This is a genomic window from Actinomadura geliboluensis, from assembly GCF_005889745.1.
In the GTDB taxonomy this organism is placed as follows: domain Bacteria; phylum Actinomycetota; class Actinomycetes; order Streptosporangiales; family Streptosporangiaceae; genus Spirillospora; species Spirillospora geliboluensis.
This window is the reverse complement of record NZ_VCKZ01000109.1, coordinates 1-22,479: the sequence shown is the minus strand read 5'-3', so window position 1 is coordinate 22,479 and position 22,479 is coordinate 1. Positions and strand designations below refer to the sequence as shown.

General features: G+C 72.9%; 25 protein-coding genes and 1 pseudogene. 9 read left to right on the top strand and 17 right to left on the bottom strand.

Annotation, left to right across the window (positions count from 1 at the left end; genetic code table 11):
• The first annotated feature begins 133 nt into the window (after positions 1 to 133).
• Positions 134 to 967: a phosphoribosylaminoimidazolesuccinocarboxamide synthase gene (locus ETD96_RS16945; protein WP_138637426.1), complete on the top strand. Its 834-nt coding sequence runs from the start codon at positions 134 to 136 to the stop codon at positions 965 to 967.
• Positions 968 to 982: 15 nt separating this feature from the next.
• Here the strand turns inward: ETD96_RS16945 and ETD96_RS16940 are convergent, their stop codons facing one another.
• The 11 genes from ETD96_RS16940 to ETD96_RS16890 all read right to left on the bottom strand — a co-directional run bounded on the left by ETD96_RS16940 (position 983) and on the right by ETD96_RS16890 (position 9,620).
• Complete coding sequence (locus ETD96_RS16940) at positions 983 to 1,378, bottom strand: YccF domain-containing protein (RefSeq protein WP_138637425.1); 396 nt, start codon at positions 1,376 to 1,378, stop codon at positions 983 to 985.
• A gap of 75 nt (positions 1,379 to 1,453) precedes the next feature.
• The gene (locus ETD96_RS16935; protein WP_386874503.1) at positions 1,454 to 1,708 is read right to left on the bottom strand and encodes a thioredoxin family protein; all 255 of its coding nucleotides are present in this window, start codon (positions 1,706 to 1,708) and stop codon (positions 1,454 to 1,456) included.
• On the bottom strand, positions 1,596 to 2,144 hold the full coding sequence (locus ETD96_RS48120) for a MerR family transcriptional regulator (RefSeq protein WP_420884762.1): 549 nt from the start codon (positions 2,142 to 2,144) through the stop codon (positions 1,596 to 1,598). The genes ETD96_RS16935 and ETD96_RS48120 overlap by 113 nt, the downstream gene beginning before the upstream one ends.
• 139 nt (positions 2,145 to 2,283) lie before the next feature.
• Complete coding sequence (locus ETD96_RS16925; RefSeq protein WP_205719310.1) at positions 2,284 to 3,576, bottom strand: carbohydrate-binding protein; 1,293 nt, start codon at positions 3,574 to 3,576, stop codon at positions 2,284 to 2,286.
• 164 nt (positions 3,577 to 3,740) lie between these two features.
• Positions 3,741 to 5,510, bottom strand: a complete 1,770-nt coding sequence (locus ETD96_RS16920; RefSeq protein ID WP_138637423.1) for an FtsX-like permease family protein — start codon at positions 5,508 to 5,510, stop codon at positions 3,741 to 3,743.
• Between the two features lie 5 nt (positions 5,511 to 5,515).
• Entirely contained in the window at positions 5,516 to 6,244 is a 729-nt protein-coding gene (locus tag ETD96_RS16915) for an ABC transporter ATP-binding protein (RefSeq protein ID WP_138637422.1), read from the bottom strand.
• On the bottom strand, positions 6,241 to 6,774 hold the full coding sequence (locus tag ETD96_RS16910; protein ID WP_138637421.1) for a PadR family transcriptional regulator: 534 nt from the start codon (positions 6,772 to 6,774) through the stop codon (positions 6,241 to 6,243). Before ETD96_RS16910 ends, ETD96_RS16915 begins: the two co-directional genes overlap by 4 nt.
• Before the next feature lie 81 nt (positions 6,775 to 6,855).
• On the bottom strand, positions 6,856 to 7,284 hold the full coding sequence (locus tag ETD96_RS16905) for a protein kinase domain-containing protein (RefSeq protein ID WP_138637420.1): 429 nt from the start codon (positions 7,282 to 7,284) through the stop codon (positions 6,856 to 6,858).
• A 63-nt stretch (positions 7,285 to 7,347) separates the two neighbouring features.
• Positions 7,348 to 8,094, bottom strand: a complete 747-nt coding sequence (locus ETD96_RS16900) for an alpha/beta fold hydrolase (protein ID WP_138637419.1) — start codon at positions 8,092 to 8,094, stop codon at positions 7,348 to 7,350.
• Positions 8,095 to 8,097: 3 nt separating this feature from the next.
• Complete coding sequence (locus ETD96_RS16895; protein WP_138637418.1) at positions 8,098 to 9,030, bottom strand: sigma-70 family RNA polymerase sigma factor; 933 nt, start codon at positions 9,028 to 9,030, stop codon at positions 8,098 to 8,100.
• A gap of 14 nt (positions 9,031 to 9,044) precedes the next feature.
• The gene (locus tag ETD96_RS16890; RefSeq protein WP_138637417.1) at positions 9,045 to 9,620 is read right to left on the bottom strand and encodes a P-loop nucleotide/nucleoside kinase family protein; all 576 of its coding nucleotides are present in this window, start codon (positions 9,618 to 9,620) and stop codon (positions 9,045 to 9,047) included.
• A 56-nt stretch (positions 9,621 to 9,676) separates the two neighbouring features.
• Here ETD96_RS16890 and ETD96_RS16885 point away from each other — a divergent pair, with 56 nt between their 5' ends.
• A complete protein-coding gene (locus ETD96_RS16885) occupies positions 9,677 to 10,228 on the top strand; it encodes a YciI family protein (protein WP_138637416.1) in 552 nt (183 codons plus the stop codon).
• A gap of 35 nt (positions 10,229 to 10,263) precedes the next feature.
• Here the strand turns inward: ETD96_RS16885 and ETD96_RS16880 are convergent, their stop codons facing one another.
• Positions 10,264 to 11,211: a Rieske (2Fe-2S) protein gene (locus ETD96_RS16880; RefSeq protein WP_205719309.1), complete on the bottom strand. Its 948-nt coding sequence runs from the start codon at positions 11,209 to 11,211 to the stop codon at positions 10,264 to 10,266.
• A 163-nt stretch (positions 11,212 to 11,374) separates the two neighbouring features.
• Here ETD96_RS16880 and ETD96_RS16875 point away from each other — a divergent pair, with 163 nt between their 5' ends.
• The 5 genes from ETD96_RS16875 (at position 11,375) to ETD96_RS16855 (ending at position 16,704) form a co-directional block, all read left to right on the top strand.
• The gene (locus tag ETD96_RS16875) at positions 11,375 to 12,262 is read left to right on the top strand and encodes a sigma-70 family RNA polymerase sigma factor (protein WP_138637415.1); all 888 of its coding nucleotides are present in this window, start codon (positions 11,375 to 11,377) and stop codon (positions 12,260 to 12,262) included.
• Between the two features lie 189 nt (positions 12,263 to 12,451).
• Positions 12,452 to 12,973 (top strand): carboxymuconolactone decarboxylase family protein, encoded by a 522-nt coding sequence (locus ETD96_RS16870; protein ID WP_138637414.1) that lies wholly within the window; start codon positions 12,452 to 12,454, stop codon positions 12,971 to 12,973.
• A 176-nt stretch (positions 12,974 to 13,149) separates the two neighbouring features.
• Positions 13,150 to 14,610, top strand: coding sequence for an MFS transporter (locus tag ETD96_RS16865; RefSeq protein ID WP_205719308.1), 1,461 nt, complete (start codon positions 13,150 to 13,152; stop codon positions 14,608 to 14,610).
• A 38-nt stretch (positions 14,611 to 14,648) separates the two neighbouring features.
• Positions 14,649 to 15,893, top strand: a complete 1,245-nt coding sequence (locus ETD96_RS16860; protein ID WP_138637412.1) for an SGNH/GDSL hydrolase family protein — start codon at positions 14,649 to 14,651, stop codon at positions 15,891 to 15,893.
• A gap of 139 nt (positions 15,894 to 16,032) precedes the next feature.
• Positions 16,033 to 16,704 (top strand): DNA alkylation repair protein, encoded by a 672-nt coding sequence (locus ETD96_RS16855; RefSeq protein ID WP_138637411.1) that lies wholly within the window; start codon positions 16,033 to 16,035, stop codon positions 16,702 to 16,704.
• A 6-nt stretch (positions 16,705 to 16,710) separates the two neighbouring features.
• Here ETD96_RS16855 and ETD96_RS16850 read toward each other — a convergent pair whose 3' ends face one another.
• From ETD96_RS16850 to ETD96_RS16840, 4 genes are all read right to left on the bottom strand, one after another.
• Entirely contained in the window at positions 16,711 to 17,730 is a 1,020-nt protein-coding gene (locus ETD96_RS16850; RefSeq protein ID WP_138637410.1) for a UbiA prenyltransferase family protein, read from the bottom strand.
• On the bottom strand, positions 17,727 to 17,879 hold the full coding sequence (locus ETD96_RS44810; protein WP_171069056.1) for a hypothetical protein: 153 nt from the start codon (positions 17,877 to 17,879) through the stop codon (positions 17,727 to 17,729). Before ETD96_RS44810 ends, ETD96_RS16850 begins: the two co-directional genes overlap by 4 nt.
• A 163-nt stretch (positions 17,880 to 18,042) precedes the next feature.
• Complete coding sequence (locus ETD96_RS16845; RefSeq protein ID WP_138637409.1) at positions 18,043 to 19,092, bottom strand: LLM class flavin-dependent oxidoreductase; 1,050 nt, start codon at positions 19,090 to 19,092, stop codon at positions 18,043 to 18,045.
• Positions 19,093 to 19,184: 92 nt separating this feature from the next.
• Positions 19,185 to 20,462: an MFS transporter gene (locus ETD96_RS16840; protein ID WP_138637408.1), complete on the bottom strand. Its 1,278-nt coding sequence runs from the start codon at positions 20,460 to 20,462 to the stop codon at positions 19,185 to 19,187.
• Positions 20,463 to 20,585: 123 nt separating this feature from the next.
• On the opposite strand from ETD96_RS16840, the gene ETD96_RS16835 reads away from it, so the two are divergent.
• Positions 20,586 to 21,524, top strand: coding sequence for a LysR family transcriptional regulator (locus tag ETD96_RS16835; protein ID WP_138637407.1), 939 nt, complete (start codon positions 20,586 to 20,588; stop codon positions 21,522 to 21,524).
• Positions 21,525 to 21,569: 45 nt separating this feature from the next.
• Here ETD96_RS16835 and ETD96_RS16830 read toward each other — a convergent pair whose 3' ends face one another.
• A complete protein-coding gene (locus tag ETD96_RS16830) occupies positions 21,570 to 21,995 on the bottom strand; it encodes a DUF7144 family membrane protein (RefSeq protein ID WP_138637406.1) in 426 nt (141 codons plus the stop codon).
• A 232-nt stretch (positions 21,996 to 22,227) separates the two neighbouring features.
• Here ETD96_RS16830 and ETD96_RS16825 point away from each other — a divergent pair.
• A pseudogene (locus tag ETD96_RS16825) lies at positions 22,228 to 22,479 on the top strand (aminoglycoside phosphotransferase); the annotation flags it as partial.

The window sequence follows — 22,479 nt, the reverse complement described above, 5'->3', positions numbered from 1 at the left end:
CCCCCACAGCCCGAAAAGCCCGCACCCCGGAGCCTCCCCCACCCGACTGATCAGAACCTATCGGCCCTCGTGGGGGCGCCGGGCGGCACTGTGCCAGACTCCTACCGGGCAGGACCGCTAGCTGAGGAGCGACATGGAGCTGATCCACTCGGGGAAGGTCAGGGACGTCTACGCGGACGGCGACGAGCTGATCCTGGTGGCGTCCGACCGGGTGAGCGTCTACGACGTCGTCCTGCCCACGGAGATCCCCGACAAGGGCAAGATCCTCACGCAGCTGTCGCTGTGGTGGTTCGAGCAGCTCGCCGACGTCATCCCGAACCACGTCGTGTCGGCGACCGACGTGCCGGACGAGTGGGCCGGCCGCGCCATCCGCTGCCGCCGCCTCACCATGCTCCCCGTCGAGTGGATCGCCCGCGGCCACCTCACCGGCCTCGGCCTCAAGGAGTACGAGAAGAACGGCACCGTCTCCGGGATCGCGCTGCCGGAGGGCCTGGTCGACGCCTCCCGCCTCCCCGAGCCGATCTTCACCCCGACGACGAAGGCCACCGAGGGCCACGACGAGTTCATCACCTACGCCGACGTCGTCCGCGAGATCGGCGAGGACACCGCCGCCCGCCTCAAGGACGTCACGCTGGAGATCTACCGGCGCGGCGCCGCCCTCGCCGCCGAGCGCGGCATCATCATCGCCGACACCAAGCTGGAGTTCGGCCGCGCCGCCGACGGCACGCTCGTCCTGGGCGACGAGGTCCTCACGCCCGACTCGTCCCGGTTCTGGCCGGCCGACGAGTGGGAGCCGGGCCGCCCGCAGCACTCGCTCGACAAGCAGTTCGTCCGCGACTGGAGCAGCACCCTCGACTGGGACCGCACCCCGCCCGGCCCCGCCATCCCGCAGGACGTCGTCGACGCCACCCGCGCCCGCTACACCGAGGTCTACGAGCGGCTGACCGGCACCCCCTGGACGTCCTGACCGGACGCCCGGGGGTCAGAAGGCCGGCCCCTGCGCGTCGCGGGACGAGACGATCTCGTGGCCGAGCGGCAGCAGCGAGATCAGGATCAGCTTGAAGTTGGCGATCCCGAACGGGATGCCGATGATCGTGATGCACAGCAGCAGGCCGGTGAACAGGTGGCCGAGCGCCAGCCACCACCCGGCCACGATGATCCAGATGATGTTGCCGAGCATCGAGCCCGCGCCCGCGCCGCGCTTCGGGACGGTCGTCCGGCCGAACGGCCACAGCGCGAACGCCGCGATGCGGAACGAGGCGATCCCGAACGGGATCGTGATGATCAGGATGCAGCAGATGATCCCGGCGATCGCGTAGCTCACCGCCATCCAGAAGCCCGCCAGGACCAACCAGATCACGTTCAACAGCGTGCGCACGGCGCCCTCCCGACGGTAATGGACCCGTCACGAGCATAGGGGGCGCCGTGCTCGAACGTGATCAGCACACGGGGGTCAGATGTGGCCGTCGAGCGCGGCCAGCAGCTGCCGCTTGGGCTTCGCGCCGACGATCTGCCGGACGACCTCGCCGTCCCGGTAGAGGTTCAGCGTGGGGAAGCCCATCACGCCGTACCGGGACACGATGTCCGGGTGGTCGTCACCGTTGATCTTCGCCACGGTCAGCCGGTCGCCGTGCTCGGCCTCGATCTCCGCCAGGATCGGCGCGATCATCCGGCACGGCGGGCACCAGTCCGCCCAGAATTCGACCAGTACCGGCTTGCCGCCGCCGAGCACGTGCCGGTCGAAGTTCGCGCTGGTCAGTGTGAGCATTCGTCGCCTCCGGTGCGAGCGCGCACCCCGGGCAGGCGCGCGTCAACTGGTCGGCCACGTCCGCGCGGAGCCGGATCAGGGCGCGGATCTCCGCGTCGATCTCCGCCAGCTTCCGCCGGTACACCGCGACGGACTCGGGGCAGGCGGCGCCGTCGGCGTGCCCGGCGCGCAGGCAGTCGACGAACGGCCGGGTGTCGTCCAGGGTGAACCCGGCCGCCAGCAGCGACCGGATCTCGGCGACGAGCCGCACGTCGGACTCCTCGTACTGCCGGTACCCGTTGGACGCCCGCCGCGCCCGCAGCAGCCCCTGCTGCTCGTAGTAGCGCAGCGTGCGGGTGCTGACGCCCGCGCGCTCGGCGAGTTCCCCGATCCGCATCCGCCCTCCTCCGTGGCCGATCGCGACGCTATGCCCTGACACCGGCGTCAAGGTCAAGCCCGGCCCCGGGGACGGTCCCGGTTCCGGGGGCGGGCCCGGCGGCGCGGTGCCGGACCCGCCCCCGCCCTTCACCGGGCCGTCACCGGCCCTGGAGGCCGCGGACGTTGTCGCCGAACGTCCAGCCCTTCGAGCCGTCCCAGTTGATGGACCAGGTCATCAGTCCCTTCAACTGGCCGTTGAAGCGGTTCCATGCCTGGCCGACGAGGCCGGTCGACATGTAGCCGCCGCCGGCGCCCGGCTGCGCGGGCAGCCCCGGCACCTGCTTGTCGTACGGCACCCGGATCGTGGTGCCCTGCACGACGAGCCCGTTGTTCAGGCACTCGGTCTGCTTCACGAAGCCCTCGACCGTCCCGGCCGAGTAGGAGTCGCCCGAGCACCCGTACATGCTGCCGTTGTAGTACTGCATGTTCAGCCACCACAGCCGGCCGTTGTCCGCGTACTTCTTGATGATCGGCAGGTAGGCGCCCCAGATGGAGCCGTAGGTCACGCTGCCGCCGGTCACGTACGCGGTCTCGGGCGCCATCGTGAGCCCGAAGTTGGACGGCATCTGCGCGAGCACGCCGTCGATGATGCGGATCAGGTTGGACTGCGACGCCGACAGCTGCCCGATGCTGCCGCTGCCGGTCAGGCCCGTCTCGATGTCGATGTCGATGCCGTCGAAGTTGTACCGCTTCAGGATCGGCACGACCGTCGCGACGAACCGGTCCGCGACGCTGCTGGAGCTGAGGTCGATGCCGGCGGCGGCCCCGCCGATCGACATCAGGATCGTCGCGCCGGCGGCCTTCGCCGCGCACATCTCGGCGGGCGTGGCGACCTTGACCATGGAGTCCATGCCGTCCTCCCACAGGACGGTGCCGTCGGACCGGATCACGGGGAACGCCGCGTTGATGACGTTGTAGCCGTGCTGCTTGATGACGGGGTTGTCGATGGGCGTCCAGCCGAACGGCGGGTGCACGCCGTTGGACGAGCCGTCCCAGTTCTCCCAGTACCCCTGCAGCACCTTGCCCGCGGGCCGCGACTTGACCGCGCAGGTCTCGTCCCCGGGCGGCTGAGTGGTCGGCGGTGTGGACCCGTCGCACGCGCCGAGGTCGCGCCACAGCGTGGGCGTGGACGCGGGGTTCCAGTTGGCGCCGGGGTAGGCGGTGTGGGCGACGATCGCCTCGTAGCCGTGGGCGCTGTAGGTGACCTTGTCACCCGCCTTGTAGCTGGTGCCTTCGGCCCAGGCCGGATACGTGCAGGCGACCAGGACGTTGGGCTGCGCGGACGACGGCGCGGAGAGCACCACCACCGCGCCGAGCGACAGGACCAGCGCCGCCAGCGCCGACGCCAGCGCCGCGACGGCGGGGGACCATCGCTTGGACGTGGTTCTCACGGAACGACTCCTCCAGAACGGGGACAAGAGGAGCCGGTGCAGAGCCAAACAAGTCCCGCGGACGGGACTCTCCCAGGCGCAAGGCGCATACGACCGGCGTGGACGCCACAAGCAGACTAACCGCCCGGCCCCGCCCCGTGAAGACCGTTGATCCGGGCTCCTGCTCAGGAGGCTTCGGCGCTGAGCGTCCGGGCGATGGACCGGCGGGCCGCGAGGCGGGCGGGGACGGCGGTGAGCGCCGCCGTGACGGGAAGCGTCACGAGCGCGGCCGCGAACAGCACCCAGGTGGGGGGCATGGGCGTCTCGCCAGGGCTGAAGAGCCAGCACACGAACATGCCGAGGGGAACGCCCGCGAGGGCACCCGGCAGGGTCGGGAGGAGCTGCGCGACGGAGAGCCCGGCCGTGATCTGACCTGGCGTGGCACCGAGCGTCCGCGCGACGGCCATGGTCGGACGGGCTTCGAGCGCGGTCGTCCAGGTGACGGTGACGGTGTTGACGGCGGCGAGCGCGATCAGCCCGATGGTGACGGCCAGGAGCATGTGGCGGCCCTGCTCGACCCGCACGTTGCCCAGGTCGGACGACCCCAGCCCGTAGTCGAAATCGGGCTGCGCGTGGAGGATCAGCAGGGCGGTCGTTCCCATCACGGTGACCGCGATGCTGGACGCGTGCAGCACCGCGCGCCCCGGACGGCGGGCGATCAGCCGCAACCCCAGCAGCAGCGGAGTCGGCAGCGGCGCCGACAGCCGAGTCAGCCGGGACCGATGCGGGGGCCGCTGGGCGGAGTCGGCCAGCGCGGCGACGGTCGGGGTGCGCAGCGCCCGCAGGGTCGGGCCGAGGGTGGTGAAGCCGGCCATGGCGAGCGCGACGACCGTCGTGAAGAAGGCGGTGTCGGCGGACGGGCCCGCGGACGCGCTGAGCAGGCTCGCGGTGGGGTTGGCCGCCACCGGCACGGCCAGCCGCGCGATCCCGAGCCCGAGCGCGTCGGCGGCCAGCGCGACGGCCAGGTACTCGGCGAACAGGACGGCGGCGATGAGGCCGGGCGCCGCGCCGACGGCCTTGAGCAGCCCGACGCGGCGGGTCTGCTTGGCGGCGCGTCCCGCGGCGAGCACGGCCACGCCGGCGACGGCCAGGAAGCTGAGCAGCCAGCTGCCGATGACCAGGATGGGCTGGCTGTCCCTGAGGACCCTCGCGTCGTGCCCGGCCATGAACTGCCAGCTGAAGGGGCGCACCGCGGGGTCACTGTGGGCGGCCATGAAGTCGCCGGTGGCGGCGGGGTCGCGCAGCTTCAGGTAGATGAGCGAGGTCACCTCCAAGCGCTCGGCCGCTGCCAGCGCGCGGGCCTCGGATTCGCCCATCCAGACCAGGCCGCTGTAGTCCACCGGGCCGTCGCCCGGCCCGATCAGCTGCGCACCCGGGTAGACGGTGCTCGCCGCGGTCACGGCCGTCCCGACGACGGGGAGCGAACGGCCCGCGACGGTGACGCGGTCGCCGGCGCGGACGCCCAGGGCGGCGGCGAAGCCCCGCTCGACCACGACGCCGCCCGGACGCACCCAGGTACCGGACGTCACCAGCGGGCGGTCGACCGGGCCAGGCGTCTCGGGGGCGCCCGGCACCACGGCACGCGACTTGAGACCGTGCGCCGCAAGGGTTGTGTAGTACTGGCGGTGCGGGCCGCTGTGGGCGACGACCTGCGGATCGTCCAGCAGCGCGGTCAAGGGGGTCTGGTCGGTGCCGGGGGTGAGCACCACCATGTCCGGCCCGGCCGTCGCCGCGCGCGTCTTCCGGTAGAGCGAGTCGGTCGCGCCGTGCAGCGACAGGCCCAGCGCCAGCGTGGCGGTGGCCGCGGTGATCGCGACGAGGAGCATCGCCGCCTGCCCGGGATGCCTGCGCAGGTCGGCCAGGACGAGGCGGAGCACCAGCAGGGCGCTGCCCATGGCGGTCAGCCGTCCAGCCCGATGAGGCCGCCGAGCCCGCGGCTGCCCGCGAGGCGGGTGTCGTCGACGAACATGCCGTCGCGCATCGAGACCAGCCGGTCGGCGGTGGCCGCGACGCGCTCGTCGTGCGTGACCAGCACGAGGGTCTGCCCGGCGGCGCGCAGGCCGTCGAACAGCCTCAGCACGTCGCGGGTGGCGGCGCTGTCGAGGTTCCCGGTCGGCTCGTCGGCCAGCAGGACGAGCGGCTCGTTCGCCAGGGCGCGGGCGATGGCGACCCGCTGCCGCTGCCCGCCGGACAGCTCCCAGGGCAGGTGCCGGGCGCGGTCGGCGAGCCCGACCCGCTCCAGCAGCTGGGCCGCGCGGCGGCGCGCCGCGCGCGGCGAGCGGCCGGCGAGCAGCGCGGGCAGCTCCACGTTCTCCGCCGCCGACAGCTCCTCCACCAGGTGGAACGCCTGGAAGACGAAGCCGACCGCGCGGCGCCGCAGCCGGGCCAGGCCCCGCTCGCTCAGGGCGTCGATGCGCCGGCCGTCCAGCCGGACCTCCCCGCCGGTGGGCCGCTCCAGGCCGCCGAGCATGTGCAGCAGCGTCGACTTCCCGCAGCCGCTGGGGCCCGTCACCGCCAGCACCTGCCCCGCCGGGACGTCCAGGTCGACGTCGTCGACCGCGCGGACCAGGCCGTGCCCCTGGCCGTGCTCCTTGCGCAGGCCCCGGGCCTGCAGCACGAACTCGCTCATGCGTCCTCGGTTCCGTTCCCGGCCCGCGACCACAGGCGCTCGCAAGCCTCCAGCCAGCGCAGGTCCGCCTGGAGCCGCAGCGCGACCCCCTCCAGCAGCAGCCCGGCGGTCGAGCCGTCCGGCTCGGCCAGCGCCGCCCGCTGCACGTCGGACAGCCGCCGCAGCAGCTCGCGGCGCTGCGCGTCCACCAGTTCCACCGGGTCGGCGAGCCGCGCCGCCGCGGCGGCGGCGAGCTTGAGGTGGAACTCCGCCAGGTTCGGCTTCGGCCAGGTCACCTCGGACAGCCAGGCCGCGACCCGCTGCTGCCCGGCCGGTGTCAGGGCGTAGACCTTGCGGTCCGGGCGGTCCGGCAGCCCTTCGGCGACCTCGCAGACGACGAGCCCGGCCTTCTCCAGCCGGGCCAGGGTCACGTAGACCTGGCCCGCGTTCATCGACTCCCCGAATGGGCCGAGGGCACGCCGCAGGCGCGCGCGCAGGCCGTACCCGTGCGACGGCTCCTTCGCCAGCAACGCCAGCACCGCGTCCTGCATGCACCACCCCTAACGGCTAGGTAATAGATAGCGGTTAGCCATAGGACCGGTCAACACGAGACAGGTGATGTCCGGGCGTGTTCAGAGAAGGCGCGTGTGCTTCCCCGCCTCGTGCGCGGCGGCGACCGCCTCGGCGATCTGCGCGCCGATGCGGGCGGCCTCCACCTCGTCCAGCGGGCCGTCGTCGCGAAGAAGATCGGCGAGGGAGCGGCCCCGGACCAGCTCCATGACGATCCAGGGCAGCCCCTCGTCGTCATGGAACTGGTCGTGGACGGTGATGACGCCGGGATGGTGGAGCATCCCGACCGAGCGCGCCTCCCGCTCCATGCGCGCCACCAACTGCTCGCGGACACCGGCCTCCAGAGTCAGCGGCAACTTGAGCTGCTTGAGCGCCACGTCCCGGCGCATCCGCTCATCGTGCGCACGCCAGACGGCGCCCATGCCGCCCTCGCCCAGCACCTCGACCAACCGATACCGGCCGAGCACGACGTCTCCCGGTTCGCGCGCCACAGCGGCACATTAACGGCACCGCCCCGCGAATCGATACGGTCCGGTGGCCAAGTGATCAGCGTTTCACCGGGCGGCGCGGGCGATGGGCATGAAGGTCGGGGCCGGGTCCGTGGTCAGGAAGCCGTGCACGAGGGAGCGCACCGTTTCGGGATGCTCCATCAGGAGCAGGTGGCTGGCGTTCGGGACGACGGCCAGTTCGGCGTTCGGCAGGGCCCGGTAGAACGCCACCGTGTGGTCGAGGGTGACCAGGTCGTCGTCACCGGCTAGGACGAGCGTCCGGACGGTCACCGCGCGCAGCTCGGACGGGTCCAGCGGGGGCTCGGTCTCGACGGCGTCCACGATCTTGCGGAGGACGACCGGGAAGTGGTCGCGCCCGTCCGGCGACACCTCGGCGTAGGCGTCCACGACCGGGGCGGGCGGCTCCCCGTCGGCGGACGGCTTGTAGATCATCCCGTCGAGGTCGTAGGCCGCGCTGATCAGGACGAGCCGCTCGACCAGGTCGGGGCGGCGCATCGCGACCAGCAGCGCGACCGTCCCGCCGGCGCTGTAGCCGACCAGCCGGGACGGGCCGCCGACGACCCGCTCCAGGAAGTCGATCGTGTCCCGCGCCATCAGCTCCATGGTGATCGGGCCGGGCGCGTCGGGCGTGCGGCCGTGGCCGCGCCGGTCGGGCAGGTAGAGCGTGAAGGTGTCGGCGAGGCCGTCGAGGTTGCCGGTGAAGCAGCGGCTGTCGGTCAAGCCGCCGTGCAGGAGCACCACCGGGTCGCCCGCGCCGCGCTCGTCATGCCACATGTGAACGATGTCGGTCATGTTCTATGTACGGGACGGGGGCTGCGGAGTCATCGGCAGCCCGAACATCGGGAACAGGGACGGGTCCAGGTAGGTGGTCATGGTGGCGAGCAGCCCGTCCCGCGCTTCGAGGACGACCAGGCTGAACGCCTCCCCGTCGCGGTACTGCGCGAAGGCCGGGGAGCCGTTCGCCGCCGTCCGGACGAGCCGGTCGTCGGCGCAGTCGCCGCCCGCGCCCACCAGCGCGGCCCGGATCGCGTCCCGGCCGCTGAGCCACCAGGCGAACGGCGGCATCGACATGGCGACGTCCTCGTGGAGCAGCGCGACCAGGCCGTCGACGTCGTAGGAGGTGAACGCCTCGACGTACCGTTCGAGCAGCCCCTCGTCGACGTCGCCGCCCGGCGTGCGGCGCTCGGCCACGGCGGCGCGCGCCCGCTGCAGGGCGCTGTTGACCCCGGCCGGTGTGCTGCCGAGCAGCCCGGCGACCTCGTCCGCCGACCAGCACAGCACCTCGCGCAGGATGAGCACCGCCCGCTGGCGCGGCGGCAGGGTCTGCAGGGCGGCGACGAACGCCAGCCGGATCGTCTCCCTCGCGGCGGCCAGCTCGGCGGGGTCGCCCTCCTCCGGCAGGACGAGCCGGTCGGGGACGGGCTGCACGAACGCGCCGGGCCCGAGCGGCGCGCCGAGGAACCCGCCGGGCGCCGCTGACGGGCCGAGGTCCATCGCCAGCGCGCGCCGCTGGACGCTGCGGGCCATGTCGAGGCAGACGTTGGTGGCGATGCGGTACAGCCAGGTGCGCAGGCCCGCCCTGCGCTCGTCGAAGCGGTCGGCGTTCTTCCAGGCGCGCAGGAAGGTCTCCTGGACGGCGTCCTCGGCCTCGGCGGCACTGGCGAGCATGCGGTAGCAGTACCCGGTCAGCTCGACCCGATGCGCTTCCAGCCGCTGCTCAAAGGCCATCCGGCCACGTTAGATCAGCCCTCTGACAGCTCTTGCGCGGGCGCCGCCCGCCGGGCGAAGGCGGCGATGTCGGCGAGGGCGGGCCGGTAGCCGTCCGAGGTGTCCACGATGAGGGTGGGCAGGTCCATGCGGAGGGGGACGTAGGAGTCCAGCGAGTGGCGTCCGGCGGCGATCGCCTCCAGCAGGTCGCGGTCGCCGTGGGCGGCCCGGTGCCCGTGTTCGACGCGCTGGACGATCCGTTCGCGGGCGATCTCGCTGTCGACCGTGCAGCGGACGACGCGGATGTCCGCCAGGGCGGTGAGGGGCTCCAGGTTCGGCCGCCACACCTTGTCCTGGAAGGCCGCTTCGGCGACCGCGGTGACGCCCGCTTCGAGCAGCAGCCTCAGCACGCCGAAGAAGGCGCCCAGCGTCGGCAGGTTGAGCGGGTCGGCGCCGCCGCCCCGGTAGCCGGGCGTGGCGAGCACCATGCCCTGCTTGATCTCGTCGCGGACGACGGCGGGGCATCCGAGGTCCTGGGCGAGCCGGTGCGCGAGGGTCGTCTTCCCCGTCCCCGGACCGCCGCTCACCACGACCAACGTCGGCAAGGCCATGCCCCCACCCTCGCACGGGCGGGGCGGACGAGGCGCGGGGCCACGATACTGGCGCGATGGAATTCTTCGTCTACCACCGGGACCGAGCGGGTTCCCTGCCGCTGCGCATGGAGCTGCTGGAGGAGCACTGGTCCTACATGGACGGGTACGGGACGGAGATGATCGCCCGCGGCCCGACGCTCGCGGACGACGGTGAGGCGCCCACCGGCAGCGTGCACATCGTCGACCTGCCCGATCCCGCCGCCGCCCGCGCGTTCGCGTTCGACGAGCCCGGCTGGCAGGCCGGCGCGTACCGGGACGTGCTGGTGCGCCGGTGGCGCAACCTGCTGGGCCGCACGATGTGGGACTTCCCCGGCGGACGCGAGGGCGGTGCCCGCTTCCTGGTGCTCGGCCTCGGGTCGGGGCCGGGCGCCGACCTCGCCGTCCCGCCCGGGCGGGACGGCGAGCTGGTCGCCTACGGGCCGCTGCTGTCCGACGACGGCAGCGCCTGGCTGGGCACGGCGGCGCTCGTCCGCGCCAAGGACGAGGACGCGGCACGCGCCCTCCTGACACCGGAGGCGTATGCCTCGATCGACGTCCTCCCCTGGGAGTTCGGCGGCCGCCGCTAGCGGAGGCCGATCCCGGGGTTTAGCCGGGTCGCGCGTCAGAAGGCGGAGGTGTGGGCGGGCTGGCGGCGGTGGCCCCGGCCCACCCCGGCGCCATGCTCCTCGGCCGGGCCGGCGGGCACGCCCACCGGAGGCATGCGGACCTCGACGCGCCCGTTCTCGATCCGCGTCTCGTAGCAGGGCTGCGGCGTGCTGGCCGGGCCGCGCACGACGCCGCCGTCCGAGAACCGGAAGGTGCTGCCGTGCCAGGGGCAGGTGACGCAGCCGTGCTCGAACGTCCCCTCGTCGAGCGGGCCGCCCATGTGGCCGCAGGTGGCGTCGAGGGCGTACACCTTGCCGCCCATCCGGTGGAGCAGGATCTGCACGCCGCCCGCCTCGGCGATGCGGTGGTCGCCTTCGGCGAGGTCGTGCTCGCCGAGCACCGGCGTCCACTCCTCCGGGCCTTCCTGCCACGCGTTGCGGTTGACGTTGACGCCCCGGACGAACGACAGGTGGCCGCCGAGGTAGGCGCCGATCGCCATCATCCCCAGCCCGGCGTACCCCAGCGCCTTGCCCGTCTGGCGGTCGCCCTTCATGCGCGTGATCAGCGACGCGATGTACAGCGACAGCGCCGCGGAGTTGCCGAGGGCGTGGACGAGCCCGACCCGCCGCTCCTTGCCGAGCGTGTCGCTCCAGTCGTTCAGCCCGGTGAGGGCGGTGGGCACCGCCGCGGCGATGCCGGTCCCGATCAGCAGGTCCGCGGACTGCTCGGCGTCGCGGCCGCCGGCGGCGTCCAGCAGCGCGGCCATGGTCCACGCGCCGATCGGCACGTCGGTGAGGCTCGGGTGCAGCGGATGCCCCAGGTTCGTCCCGCTGAGCGTGTTGCGGACGGGACGCGGACGCACCGCCTTCTGGACCACCTTGGCCACCGGTTTCGCGACCCCGTCGAGCGATTTCGCCCGCTCCAGGCGGCGCACCATCTTCTGCGGCATCCTCATCACGATCATCCCGGCCTCCCCAAGGCACGACTGGCACTGCTCCGCTAGTCGCCTCTCTATCCCAGGGAATCCCCGCAAAACGTCCGCCCGCGGCGGGTCGGCGCAGGTAGGTCACCTTCGGGGCATCCGGTTCGTCATGAGGGTGATGCCGTCCATGAGAGGTTGCTCCATCGTGAACGCCCCAGATTTCCTCGCCGTCCGGTTCGAGGAGCACCGTCCCCATCTGAAGGCGGTCGCGTACCGCATGCTCGGTTCGCTGGCCGAGGCGGACGACGCGATCCAGGAGACGTGGCTGCGGTTGACCCGGTCCGGCGACGCCGAGATCGACAACCTCGGCGGCTGGCTGACCACCGTGGTCGGGCGGGTCTGCCTGGACATGCTCCGGACCCGCAAGAGGCGCGGCGAGGAGCCGCTGGAGGCCCGGCTGCCCGACCCGGTGATCAGCCGGACGGACGGCACCGACCCCGAGCAGCAGGCGATGCTGGCGGACTCGGTCGGGCTGGCGCTTCTGGTGGTGCTGGAGTCGCTCACCCCGGCGGAGCGGCTCGCGTTCGTCCTGCACGACATGTTCGGGCTGCCGTTCGAGGAGATCGCGCCGATCGTCGACCGCACGCCGGCGACGGCCAAGAAGCTGGCGAGCCGGGCGCGGCAGCGGGTCCGGGGCGCGACCCCGCCGCCCGACCCGGACCCGGTCGGGCAGCGCCGCGTGGTGGACGCCTTCCTGACCGCCGCGCGCGGCGGCGACTTCGACGCGCTGGTGGCCCTGCTCGACCCGGACGTGGTGCTGCGCGCGGACGGCGGCGTGCTCACCGGCGGGCTGCGGGTCATCCGCGGCGCCGCCGCCGTGGCCGGGCAGGCGCCCACGTTCCAGCGGATGGCCACCGCCGCGACCACGCACGCCGCCCTGGTCAACGGGCTCGCGGGACTGGTCAACACCATCGACGGCCGGCCGTTCTCGGTGATGAGCTTCACCGTCGCGGACGGCAGGATCGCCGCGATCGACATCCTGTCCGACCCCGACCGCCTGGCGCGGCTCGACCTGGCGTCCACCGACGGCTGACCGGCCCGGACCTGCGTCCTCTGGCCCCCTTGAGATGGCTTCGCGCCGTCCCAAGGGGGCCTTCTCGTGGATGGGGCAAAAAATTCGCTCGGGTCGGTCACCTTCTCCGGATGCGGGTCGTCAGTGCAGTGAACGAGCCGATGAAGCGGGCGAGAAAAAGGCCCGCACCACCTGGAAAAGGAAACGCTCATGACCGCGACCGCGAACGAATTCGACGCCTCGACCCTCACTTCTCGCTTTTCCGACCCGCAGCAGCTCGTCCCCGAACTCGGCGACGCCGCCGCCGCGCTGTTCAAGATTGCCGGGAACGGGGCGGTGCCGCGCGGCACCGTCGCCCTCGTCCACCTGCGCGCCGGCCAGCTCGTCGGGAACACGTACCTGACGATGCTGCACACCGGCAACCTGCGCCGCGCGGGCGTGCCGGAGGAGAAGATCACCGCGGTGGCGTCCTGGGTGGACGCCCCGTACTTCACCGCCGCCGAGCGGGTCGCGTTGGAGCTGGTCGAGGCGGTGCTCACCCCGAACCCGCACGGCGAGCGGGTCCCGGACGCGCTGTACGCGCGGGCCGCCGAGCACTACGACCCGACGGCCCTCGCCACGCTCGCCATGGTGATCGGGCAGGTCAACTTCTTCATCCCGCTCGCCCTGATCGGCAGGCCGCTGCCCGGCGTCTCGCCGGCCGAGCAGTGGCGCGCGGCCGCGGCCGAGTGATCCCCGGCCCGGGGCGGCCGCCGCCCCGGGCCCGCAATTCCTCCCGCATTTCCATTCCCATCGCCGCCCCGCCCGGGATCGACGCGCGTGACCGCACCGCGCCCCGGCTCGATTCCGGTTCTGGCGGGCCCCGGCCCCTTTTCGGCCCCTCGGCCGCCTCAGCGAAAGAAATGGTCATGACCCATGCCTCCAGGCGGGGGCTCGCACTCGCGCTGCTCGCCGCCACGCAATTCGTGCTGGTGCTGGACGCCTCGATCGTCGGGGTGGCGATGCCGTCCATCGGCGCCGACCTCGGGTTCGCCCCGGACGACCTGTCCTGGGTCGCCAACGCCTACACGCTGACCTTCGGCGGGCTGCTGCTGCTCGGCGGCCGCGCCGCCGACCTCGTCGGCCGCCGCCGCATGTTCATGATCGGCATGGCGCTGTTCGCCGCCGCCTCGCTGGCCGGGGGCCTCGCGGTCACCGGCGGGATGCTCGTGGCCGCCCGTGCCGCCCAGGGCGTCGGCGCCGCACTGGTGTCCCCGGCCGCGCTGTCCCTGGTCATGACGGTCTTCCCGGCCGGACCCGACCGCAACAGGGCGATGGGCGTGTTCGGCGCGGTCGCCGGGGCGGGCGGCGCCGCCGGGTCGATCCTCGGCGGGATGCTGACGCAGTGGCTGGGCTGGGAGGCCACGCTGTACGTGAACGTCCCGCTCGGGCTGGCGGCGATCGCGCTGGCGCCGAAACTGCTGCCCGAGGCGTCCGACCGCACGGCGCGCGGGTTCGACCTGCCCGGCGCGCTGACCGCCACCGGCGGGCTGGCGCTGCTGGTCTACACGCTGGTCGAGGGCGACGACGCCGGCTGGACCTCGCCGCGCACCCTCGGCCTCGGCGCCGTCGCCGTGGCCCTGCTCGCGGTGTTCCTGCTCGTCGAGGCGCGCACCGCCCACCCGCTGCTGCCCCTGAAGATCTTCCGCCAGCCGGTGCTGCGCGGCTCCAACCTCGCCGCGGTCCTCACGCTGATGGCGATGGCCCCGCTGTTCTTCTACCTGACCTTCTACATGCAGCAGGTCGTCGGCTTCGGCCCGGTCCGCGCCGGGCTGGCGCAACTGCCGCTGGCACTGGCGATCGCCGTCACGGCGGGCGCGGCGGGCGCGCTCATCGCCCGGCTCGGGCTGGGCACCGCGATGGCGGCCGGGCTCGTGATCACCGGCGCCGGCCTCGCCTGGTTCTCCCGCATGTCGGCGGACGGCGGCTTCCTCACCGACGTGCTCGGCCCGACGCTGGTGATCGGCGTCGGCGCGGGGCTGGCCTTCGTCACCACCACGGTCGGCGCGACGTCCGGCACCCGTCCCGAGCAGGCCGGGCTGGCGTCCGGGCTGTTCAACACCGCGCAGCAGGTCGGCGGGTCGCTCGGCCTGGCCGCCGTGGTCGCGATCTCCACGTCCCGCACCGCCGGCGCCGTGGCGGGCGGCGAGCGCGACCCGGCCACCGCCCTCACCGAGGGGTACGGCGCCGGAATGCTCACCGCCGCCGGCATCGCCCTCGCGGCGGGACTGCTCGCCGCCGTCCTCGTCCCGCGCCGCCCGGCCCCGGCACCCGGCCCCGAGGTGGCCGAACCCGCCGCCCGGCCGTCCGCCGAGACCGCCGCGTCCTGACCGCACACCCCGTCGACCGCTGGAAAGAGCGTCCGATCATGAACTCCCCCAAGAACACCGAGCAGCTGACCACCACCGACGCCGACACCCGCACCGTCTGGCACGGCGCCTGGACGGCCGCGGTCATGCGCCCGTCCGCCGCGCCCTGGTTCCCCACCTGGGCGGAGCAGGGCTTCACCGACCAGTCGGTCCGGCAGATCGTGCGCGTGAACGCCGGCGGCACCCAGGTCCGGATCCGGCTGTCCAACGCCTACGGCGCCGCGCCCCTGCGGGTGACCGGCGCGAGCATCGGGCGCACCGCGGGCGGCGCGACCGTGCGGCCGGGCACGCTCCACCCGCTGCGCTTCGCGGGCTCGCCGTCGGCCGTCGTCCCCACGCGGGGACGGATCGTCAGCGACCCGGTCGCCCTGCCCGTCCGGCCGCGGGAGCAGCTCACGATCACGCTGTACTTCGAGGACGCCACCGGCCCGGCCACCCACCACCAGCTGTCGATGACCACGTCCTACCGCGCCGACGGCGACCGCCACCGCGACCCGTCCGCCACCGCCTACACCGACAGCATCGAGCCCGGCTTCGGCTCCTGGTACTACCTGGAGGGCGTCGAGACCTCCGGCGGGCGCGCGCAGCCTCCCGCAGTCGTCGCCTTCGGCGACTCCATCACCGACGGGTTCGGCGCGAACGTCGACGGCGACGACCGCTACCCCGACGCCCTCGCCGAGCGCCTCGCCGCCGCCGGGCACCCCCACCCGGTGCTGAACGCCGGCATCGGCTCCAACAAGCTGCTCACCGACTCGGCCTGCGGCGGCGACTCCGGGATCTCCCGGTTCGCCCGCGACATCCTCGACCAGCCCCGCGTCGGCACCGCGATCGTCCTGATCGGCATCAACGACATCCAGCTCAACGACGACCGGATGTGCGGCGTCGACCTCGACGACCCGCCGGTCACCGCCCAGCGGCTCATCGACGGCCACCAGGCGCTGGTCCGCGCCGCCCTCGCCCGCGGCGTCACGGTCATCGGCGGGACGCTCACCCCCTTCCAGGGCTCGGCCGGGTGGACGGCCGAGGGCGAGGAGATCCGCCGCCGGGTCAACCGGTGGATCCGCACCTCCGGCGCCTACGACGCCGTCGCCGATTTCGACCGGGCCCTCGACCCGGACGGTACCGGCCGCATCCCGGAGGCCCTGCACATGGGCGACCACATCCACCCCAGTGCCGCCGGGTACCGGGCCATGGCCGACGCCATCGACCCGGCCGACCTGGGGCACGGCTCCGACCACCGTTGACCGGGTTGATGGGAGCGAGCCTGGCCGCAGCCTGCGGCTGGGCTCGTTTCGTTACACCCGTGCCGTTCGAGAATTCGGCGGCGTCCCGCGCGCCGGGCCGTCGTAGGCTGAACCCGCCGGTGATGGACGGGAGGCTGGGATGACCGAGACGACCGTGGGCGAGGTGATGGCCGAACTCGCCGAACTCGACGACCCGAAGATCCGCGCGGTGAACGAGAAGCACGGCGACGACCACGGCGTGAACCTCGGCAAGCTGCGCGCGATCGCGAAGCGGCTGAAGACGCAGCAGGACCTCGCGTGCCGGCTGTGGGAGACGGGCGACTCCGCGGCCCGGCTGCTGGCGCTCCTGATCTGCCGCCCGAAGGCGTTCGAGCGCGACCGGCTGGACGCCATGGTGCGCGAGGCCCGCACCCCCAAGGTCCACGACTGGCTCGTGAACTACGTGGTGAAGAAGAGCCCGCACGCCGAGGAGCTGCGCCTCGCCTGGTTCGCCGACCCGGACCCCGCGGTCGCGAGCGCCGGCTGGGCGCTGACCACCGAGCGCGTGACGAAGACGCCCGACGGCCTCGACCTCCCCGGGTTGCTCGACATCATCGAGGCGCAGCTCAAGGACGCCCCCGAGCGGCTCCAGTGGGCGATGAACCACTGCCTGGCGCAGATCGGGATCGACCACGCCGAGCACCGCGCCCGCGCGATCGGCATCGGGGAGCGGCTGGAGGTCCTCAAGGACTACCCGACTCCCCCGGGCTGCACGTCCCCGTTCGCCCCCATCTGGATCAACGAGATCGTGCGCCGCCGGCAGGACGCGTAGGGAGCGTCACGCGTTCGCTCGTTCCGCGGCGCCCGTCCTGTCGAAGGGGTGCCCGGTGGACGTGGTGACCGGGCCCCGGCGGGCCATGGCGACGGCAAGGTAGAGCAGGCCGGCGGTGAGCGCGGCCAGCGTGCTCCCGTACCACGGCGCGGCCCAGTGGGCGTTCGTCAGCGCCAGGTGGGCGAGGAGGACGAGGACGATGCCGCGTCCGACGATGGCGAGCGCGGCGATGAGGCGTTCGTCGCGGTGCGGGCCCCGTCCGGTCGAGAGGGCGCGCAGGAGCAGCAGCGCGGCGGCGAGTAACCCGGCGTTGACGGCGATCAGCGGGACGGTCGGGTGGCGGACGGCCGCGACCAGCAGGAACGTCCCGGCGGTCCAGCAGACGGCGCTGAACAGGCAGGTCCAGCCCCGGCCGTGCCGGACCAGGAACGTGCGTTTGCCGAACATCTCATCGCCGCGGACATCGCGGAAGTCCTTGAGCACGATCCGGCCGATGAATCCGACATAGAGCCCGGCGAGCAGGAGCAGGTCGCCTTTGCGCAACGTGCCGCGCACCGCGAATATCCCGGTCAGGTAAGGCACGGCGACATAGCAGGCGGGCAGTACGAGGGGGGCCATCACGCCTCGGGCGGCCAGCCGTACGGGACGCAGCGAATAGTTGGCGCTGATGGCCAGCCCTGCGACGGTCACCACGATGGCCGGCCAGTGCAGGGTGAAGCTCGCGGCCAGCGCCAGGACGGCGGCGGTGACCCCGGCCACGAGCATCTCGCGGCGGTACGCGGTCCCGGTCACCAGGGGACGTCCCGGATCGCCGGGCAGGTTCACCCGGTCGATGAGCACGTCGGCGAGGTCGTTGCAGGCCACCGAGAACACCAGGAACCCGAAGACCACGACGAAAGCCCGCAACAGCAGGACGCGGTCTTCGCCCTGCCCGGCTTGGGCCAGTCCAGTAGCGGTGAACAGCGCCAGCAGCACGATGACGGGCGGGCGCGCCAACCGGACCATCAGGAGCAGCCGCCGCGTCATTTGTTGCTCCCGAAATTGGCCATCCCGAAGACGATGAAGACGAAGGCACCGACGACGGCAAGCCCGCAGATGATCAGAATGACCGCGGCCACGGTCGCCAGCAGCGCGACCAGCAGGCGGTCGGTGTTGCGCTCAGGCGGTCGGCCCATGGGCCGATCCTGCGCCCGTCCGGCGGGCCGCGCATGGGGGGAAGTACTCAGTGCGTCTGAGTACCCGTACTCAGATTCCGGGCTGGACGCCGGGCCCGCAGCGGCCCGCAGCGGGCCGTGCGGGCCGTCCGCGACGTGGACGGCCCGCACAACCGCATCGGGCTTACTTGAACGCGGGCATCAGGTGCTCGTGGATGAGGCGGAGCTGCCCGTCCACATCCGGAACGCCGGTCAGCTCGCGGCCGGTGAAGGTCTTCACCAGGCCGGGGTCGGTGATCGCGCAGATCATGTGGTTCACGCCGGTCGGCGCGATGTCGCTCTCGATCTTGGCGCGGACCTCGTCCGGGGTGCCCGCCAGCGACAGCCGCTCGGTGATCTCGGGCGTGGTCAGCTCGATGGCCTTGGCGAGGTCGCCCGCGCCGATGGCCTCGATGACCGGGGCCATCTCGGCCGGGTCGACGCCGTTGCGCACCAGCTGCTCGGGCGGCATCGCCGACGCGTACAGGCCGACCATGCTGCGGGCCGCCTCCTTCGCCGCGGCCGAGTCGGGGCCGACGGCGAACACGACCCAGGCGCCGATGTCGAGCGTCCGCCAGTCCTTGCCCGCGCGCTCGGCGCCGGCCTTGACGTGCTCGACGGCGTACTCGTACGCCTCGCGGGAGTAGCTGAGCGCGTGGTGGACGCCGTCGGACAGCTCACCGGCCGCCTCGAACGACTTCGGCCCGCGCATCGCGCCGATCTTGACCGGCAGCCGCTCCTGGACGGGGCGGGCGAAGGTGAACAGGCCGTCGTAGGAGTAGAACTCGCCGTCGCGGGTGATGGTGCCCTCGTCCAGCAGGGTCCGGACGACGGCGACGGCCTCCTTGACCCGGGTGAGCGGCTTGGTCCGCGCCCAGTCGATCTTGTACTGGGCGAGGACGCCGAAGTTGCCGCTGCCGAGGACGACCTCGGCGCGGCCGCCGGTGAGCTCGTCCAGGGTGGCGGCGGCCTGGGCGATCAGGGACGGCTCGCGCAGCGTCACCGCCGACACCGACGGGCCGAGGCGGATCTGCGAGGTGCTCGCCGCGGCGGCGGCGAACACCAGCCACAGGTCCTTGTGCCACGGCTCGTCGGCCGCGTACACGGCGTGGAAGCCGAGCTCGTCGGCGAGCCGGATCGAGGCCAGCGACTCCGTGATGGGGTAGTCGGGGAGCATGGCGTAGCTGAACTTCACAGGGGACGTCTCCTTGCCGTGCGCACCCTCGCGCACGATTGGGGATAGCGAAGATCGTAGGTAGTGGACCGTGGCGATGGGGTCACTATCCGCTACTTTCCTCCGATTTGTTCAACATCTCGGGGCGTCCGGCGCTCCTTCCCGTGCGTCGTTCCAGGTCGTCCGGCCATAGGGGCCCGCGTCGGCAGCAGGAGCGGGGTGGCGAGCAGCAGGACCCCGGCGACCGCGATCGCGGCGAGCGGCCCGGTGAACGACGCGACCACGCCCCAGACCACCATGAAGGTCGCCTGCGAGAGCTTGCTGCTGACGCTCCACGCGTTGAGGACCTGCGCGACCTGCCCGGCGGGCGCGCGCTGCAGCCGCTCGGTCGCGGCGATGGGGTTGAACAGGCCCATGCTGGCGATCACCAGGGCCTCGACGACCAGCACCGTGACGACCCCGGGGAGACCCGGGCCGGTCAGCGCCAGCCCGAGCGGGAAGACCGAGCGCAGCCAGCCGGAGACGAGCATGACGCGGTACCGGCCGTGGCGGGCCACGAGGCGCGCGGAGAGCCGGGCGCCGGCGAGGCCGCCCAGCGCCGGGACGCCGAACGCGAGACCGTACTGCCAGGCGGGGACCCCGTACTCGCCGAGCAGGAGGACCGCCAGGATCGGCCCGGTGGCCATGATCAGGCCGTTGACCGTCATCGCGTTGAGGAACAGGCGCCGCAGGACGGGTTCGCCGAAGATGGACCGCCAGCCGTTCAGCAGGTCGGCGGCGCGCGTCCGCCGGGCGCCCGCGCCGCGCGGCGCCGCCGTGTCCCCGCCCCGGATGCGCAGGACCCCGAGCGCCGACAGCAGGTAGCTGAAGGCGTCGGCGGTGACGGTGACGACCGGGCCCAGCACGCCGATGAGGGCCCCGCCGAGCGGCGGGCCGACCGCCGTCGACACCCAGTTCGTGCCCTCGAAGCGCGCGTTCGCGACGAGGAGTTGCCGCGGCTCGACGAGGTGTTTGAGGTACGCGCCGGACGCGGCGGTGAACGCGATGCCCGCCGTCCCGCACACCACCGACACGGCCAGCAGTTGGCCGTACGAGAGCACGTCGAGCACGTACGCGATCGGGATGCTCGCCATCGCGAGGAAGCGGACCGCGTCCATCACCACCATGACGGGACGTTTCGCCCGGTGCTCGATCCACGGTCCGAGCGGCACGGCCACGACCGCGGCGACCGCGAGCCCGGCGCCCTCCAGGAGCGAGACGGCGAACGCGGACGCGTCCAGCACCTGGACCGCGATGAGCGGGAACGCGCCGAACGCGATCCACGTGCCGTAGGTACTGACGGCGTACGCCGACCACAGCCACCCGAAGCCGGGCCCCAACCTCGCGCGCACACGACTCCTAGCGATAGCCGACCCTCTGGACGCTCGAAGCACACCAGCGCCGCCGACGCGGGATCAAACAACGAACCGTCTCCGAGCCACAACCAGCAGTTGTGCGCCCATAGGGTGACCGCCGTGGACACCGAGGCATTGCGATCGTTCGTCCGGGCCGCCGAGCTCGGGCAGCTGCAGCACGCCGCCGACGAGCTGGGCGTGACGCAGCAGGCGGTCTCCAAGCGGATCGCCGCGCTGGAGCGCACGCTGGAGGTCCGGCTGTTCACCCGCACCGCGCGCGGGGTCGAGCTGACCCTCGACGGGCAGGCGTTCCTCCCGCACGCGCGGAGCGTCGTCTCGGGCGTCGAGCGCGCCGTCGCCGCCGTCCGGCCGGGCTCACGGGCACTCCGCGTCGACGTCCTCGGGCTGCGAAGCGCGCAGGCGGCCGTCCTGCACGACTACTGGCGGTCGCATCCCGGAACGGACCTCGACGTGGTCGTCCTCCGGGTCAACGATCCGCGCGTCGTCGTCGCCGCCATTCAGACGGGCGACATCGACGCCTCGTTCCGCACCATTACCGACCCCACCGCACTGCCGGCCGACGTCAGCATGATCCGCGCGTTCGAATTCCCGCTGGAACTGCTCGTCGGCCCGCGGCACCCGCTCGCCGCCGCGCCCCGGCTGACGCCGCCGCAGCTGCGCGGGCACCGGATATGGATGCCGGGCATCGCGCCCCGGAGCGAATGGGCGGAGTTCTACGACCGGCTCGCCACCGAGTTCGACCTGCGCATCGACGCGACGGGCCCGCATTTCGGCGACGAAGTGCTCCAGGAGACCCTCGCCGACTCGGCGGACGTGGCCACCCTCGTCGGGGCGCGCGACCGGTACGTCTGGCCGACGAACTACGACCTGCGCCGCATCCCCATCGTGAATCCGGCGCTCGGATATCCGCTCTCGCTCCTTCTCCCCAGTGCGAATCCGCATCCCGGACTGCGCGGACTCATCACCCACCTCAGGAATCAGCCGGGGCTCCCCGAACCGTCGTGGCTCCCGTCCTGGCGGAACGGGTCCGGGAGGTGACCGCGCTCACCTCCCGGCCGTCCTCCCCTTCGAGGCCAGTCGCAGCTACCCGCGTGCCCGGGAGGGCGGGGCGGTGAGGGCGTAGATCAGCAGGACGCACATCGCGATGGTCAGCACGGACCAGAGCGGGAACGCCCGCAGGAACGCCAGGTGCCCGATCGCGGCCAGGACGGCGAACACCACGCCGGTCGCGCGCGCCCACGTCCGTCCGGCGAGGATCCCCCCGCCGACGGCCAGCTGGATGACACCGAGGATGAGCCAGAACCAGCCCCAGGCGGTGTAGTCGAACACCATGATCTGGTTGGCGCCGACGAGGTAGTAGTTGTCATTGAACAGGCCGACCAGGCCGTCGATGACGTTGAACGCGCCGATCACCATGACCAGGGTGCCCGCGAACGTCAGCCACCCGGACCTGATGTGCGGCCGCCGCACCATGCTCGGGCCGGCGTCGTGGGCCGTTCTGGACGTCATGTGACCTCCTCACCTACCCGGCGGTGTCCGGGTTGTCTGTGGATGCCCCGGAAAGTCCCCGTTGAGCGGTCAACAGCAACCCTGCGGGTCGCGCTTTTGGCGAGCAGCGGACGGAAACGTGGCCTCCGGTTGGCGAAGCACTCGGACACGCCGAGCGGCGAGGCCCGTCCGCCTCCGGCGGCCGAACGGCCGCCGCGCGGGCCCGGCCGCCACCGGGCTACCGTTGCCCGGGATGACGCATTCCAAGATCGAGATCACCCCCGAGCTGGTGCGGGGCCTGCTGCGCGACCAGCACCCCGACCTCGCTCACCACCCGGTGCGGCTCGGCGCGCGCGGCTGGGACAACCAGTTGTGGCGGCTCGGCGACGACCTCGCCGTCCGGTTGCCCTGGGCGACGGAGTCCGCGGACGCGCTGCTCCGCAAGGAGCACACGTGGCTGCCCGCCCTCGCCCCGCGCCTTCCGCTGCCGGTACCCGTCCCGCGG

Bases quoted from the DNA above. Each gene is read 5' to 3' on its own strand.
- ETD96_RS16855 (WP_138637411.1), top strand. From the start codon at position 16,033: ATGACCGAGACGACCGTGGGCGAGGTGATGGCCGAACTCGCCGAACTC.
- ETD96_RS16830 (WP_138637406.1), bottom strand. From the start codon at position 21,995: ATGACGTCCAGAACGGCCCACGACGCCGGCCCGAGCATGGTGCGGCGG.
- ETD96_RS16890 (WP_138637417.1), bottom strand. From the start codon at position 9,620: ATGGCCTTGCCGACGTTGGTCGTGGTGAGCGGCGGTCCGGGGACGGGG.
- ETD96_RS16870 (WP_138637414.1), top strand. From the start codon at position 12,452: ATGACCGCGACCGCGAACGAATTCGACGCCTCGACCCTCACTTCTCGC.
- ETD96_RS16860 (WP_138637412.1), top strand. From the start codon at position 14,649: ATGAACTCCCCCAAGAACACCGAGCAGCTGACCACCACCGACGCCGAC.
- ETD96_RS16920 (WP_138637423.1), bottom strand. From the start codon at position 5,510: ATGGGCAGCGCCCTGCTGGTGCTCCGCCTCGTCCTGGCCGACCTGCGC.
- ETD96_RS16915 (WP_138637422.1), bottom strand. From the start codon at position 6,244: ATGAGCGAGTTCGTGCTGCAGGCCCGGGGCCTGCGCAAGGAGCACGGC.
- ETD96_RS44810 (WP_171069056.1), bottom strand. From the start codon at position 17,879: ATGGGCCGACCGCCTGAGCGCAACACCGACCGCCTGCTGGTCGCGCTG.
- ETD96_RS16850 (WP_138637410.1), bottom strand. From the start codon at position 17,730: ATGACGCGGCGGCTGCTCCTGATGGTCCGGTTGGCGCGCCCGCCCGTC.
- ETD96_RS16880 (WP_205719309.1), bottom strand. From the start codon at position 11,211: ATGATCGTGATGAGGATGCCGCAGAAGATGGTGCGCCGCCTGGAGCGG.
- ETD96_RS16895 (WP_138637418.1), bottom strand. From the start codon at position 9,030: ATGGCCTTTGAGCAGCGGCTGGAAGCGCATCGGGTCGAGCTGACCGGG.
- ETD96_RS16885 (WP_138637416.1), top strand. From the start codon at position 9,677: ATGGAATTCTTCGTCTACCACCGGGACCGAGCGGGTTCCCTGCCGCTG.
- ETD96_RS16900 (WP_138637419.1), bottom strand. From the start codon at position 8,094: ATGACCGACATCGTTCACATGTGGCATGACGAGCGCGGCGCGGGCGAC.
- ETD96_RS16945 (WP_138637426.1), top strand. From the start codon at position 134: ATGGAGCTGATCCACTCGGGGAAGGTCAGGGACGTCTACGCGGACGGC.
- ETD96_RS16910 (WP_138637421.1), bottom strand. From the start codon at position 6,774: ATGCAGGACGCGGTGCTGGCGTTGCTGGCGAAGGAGCCGTCGCACGGG.
- ETD96_RS16865 (WP_205719308.1), top strand. From the start codon at position 13,150: ATGACCCATGCCTCCAGGCGGGGGCTCGCACTCGCGCTGCTCGCCGCC.
- ETD96_RS48120 (WP_420884762.1), bottom strand. From the start codon at position 2,144: ATGCGGATCGGGGAACTCGCCGAGCGCGCGGGCGTCAGCACCCGCACG.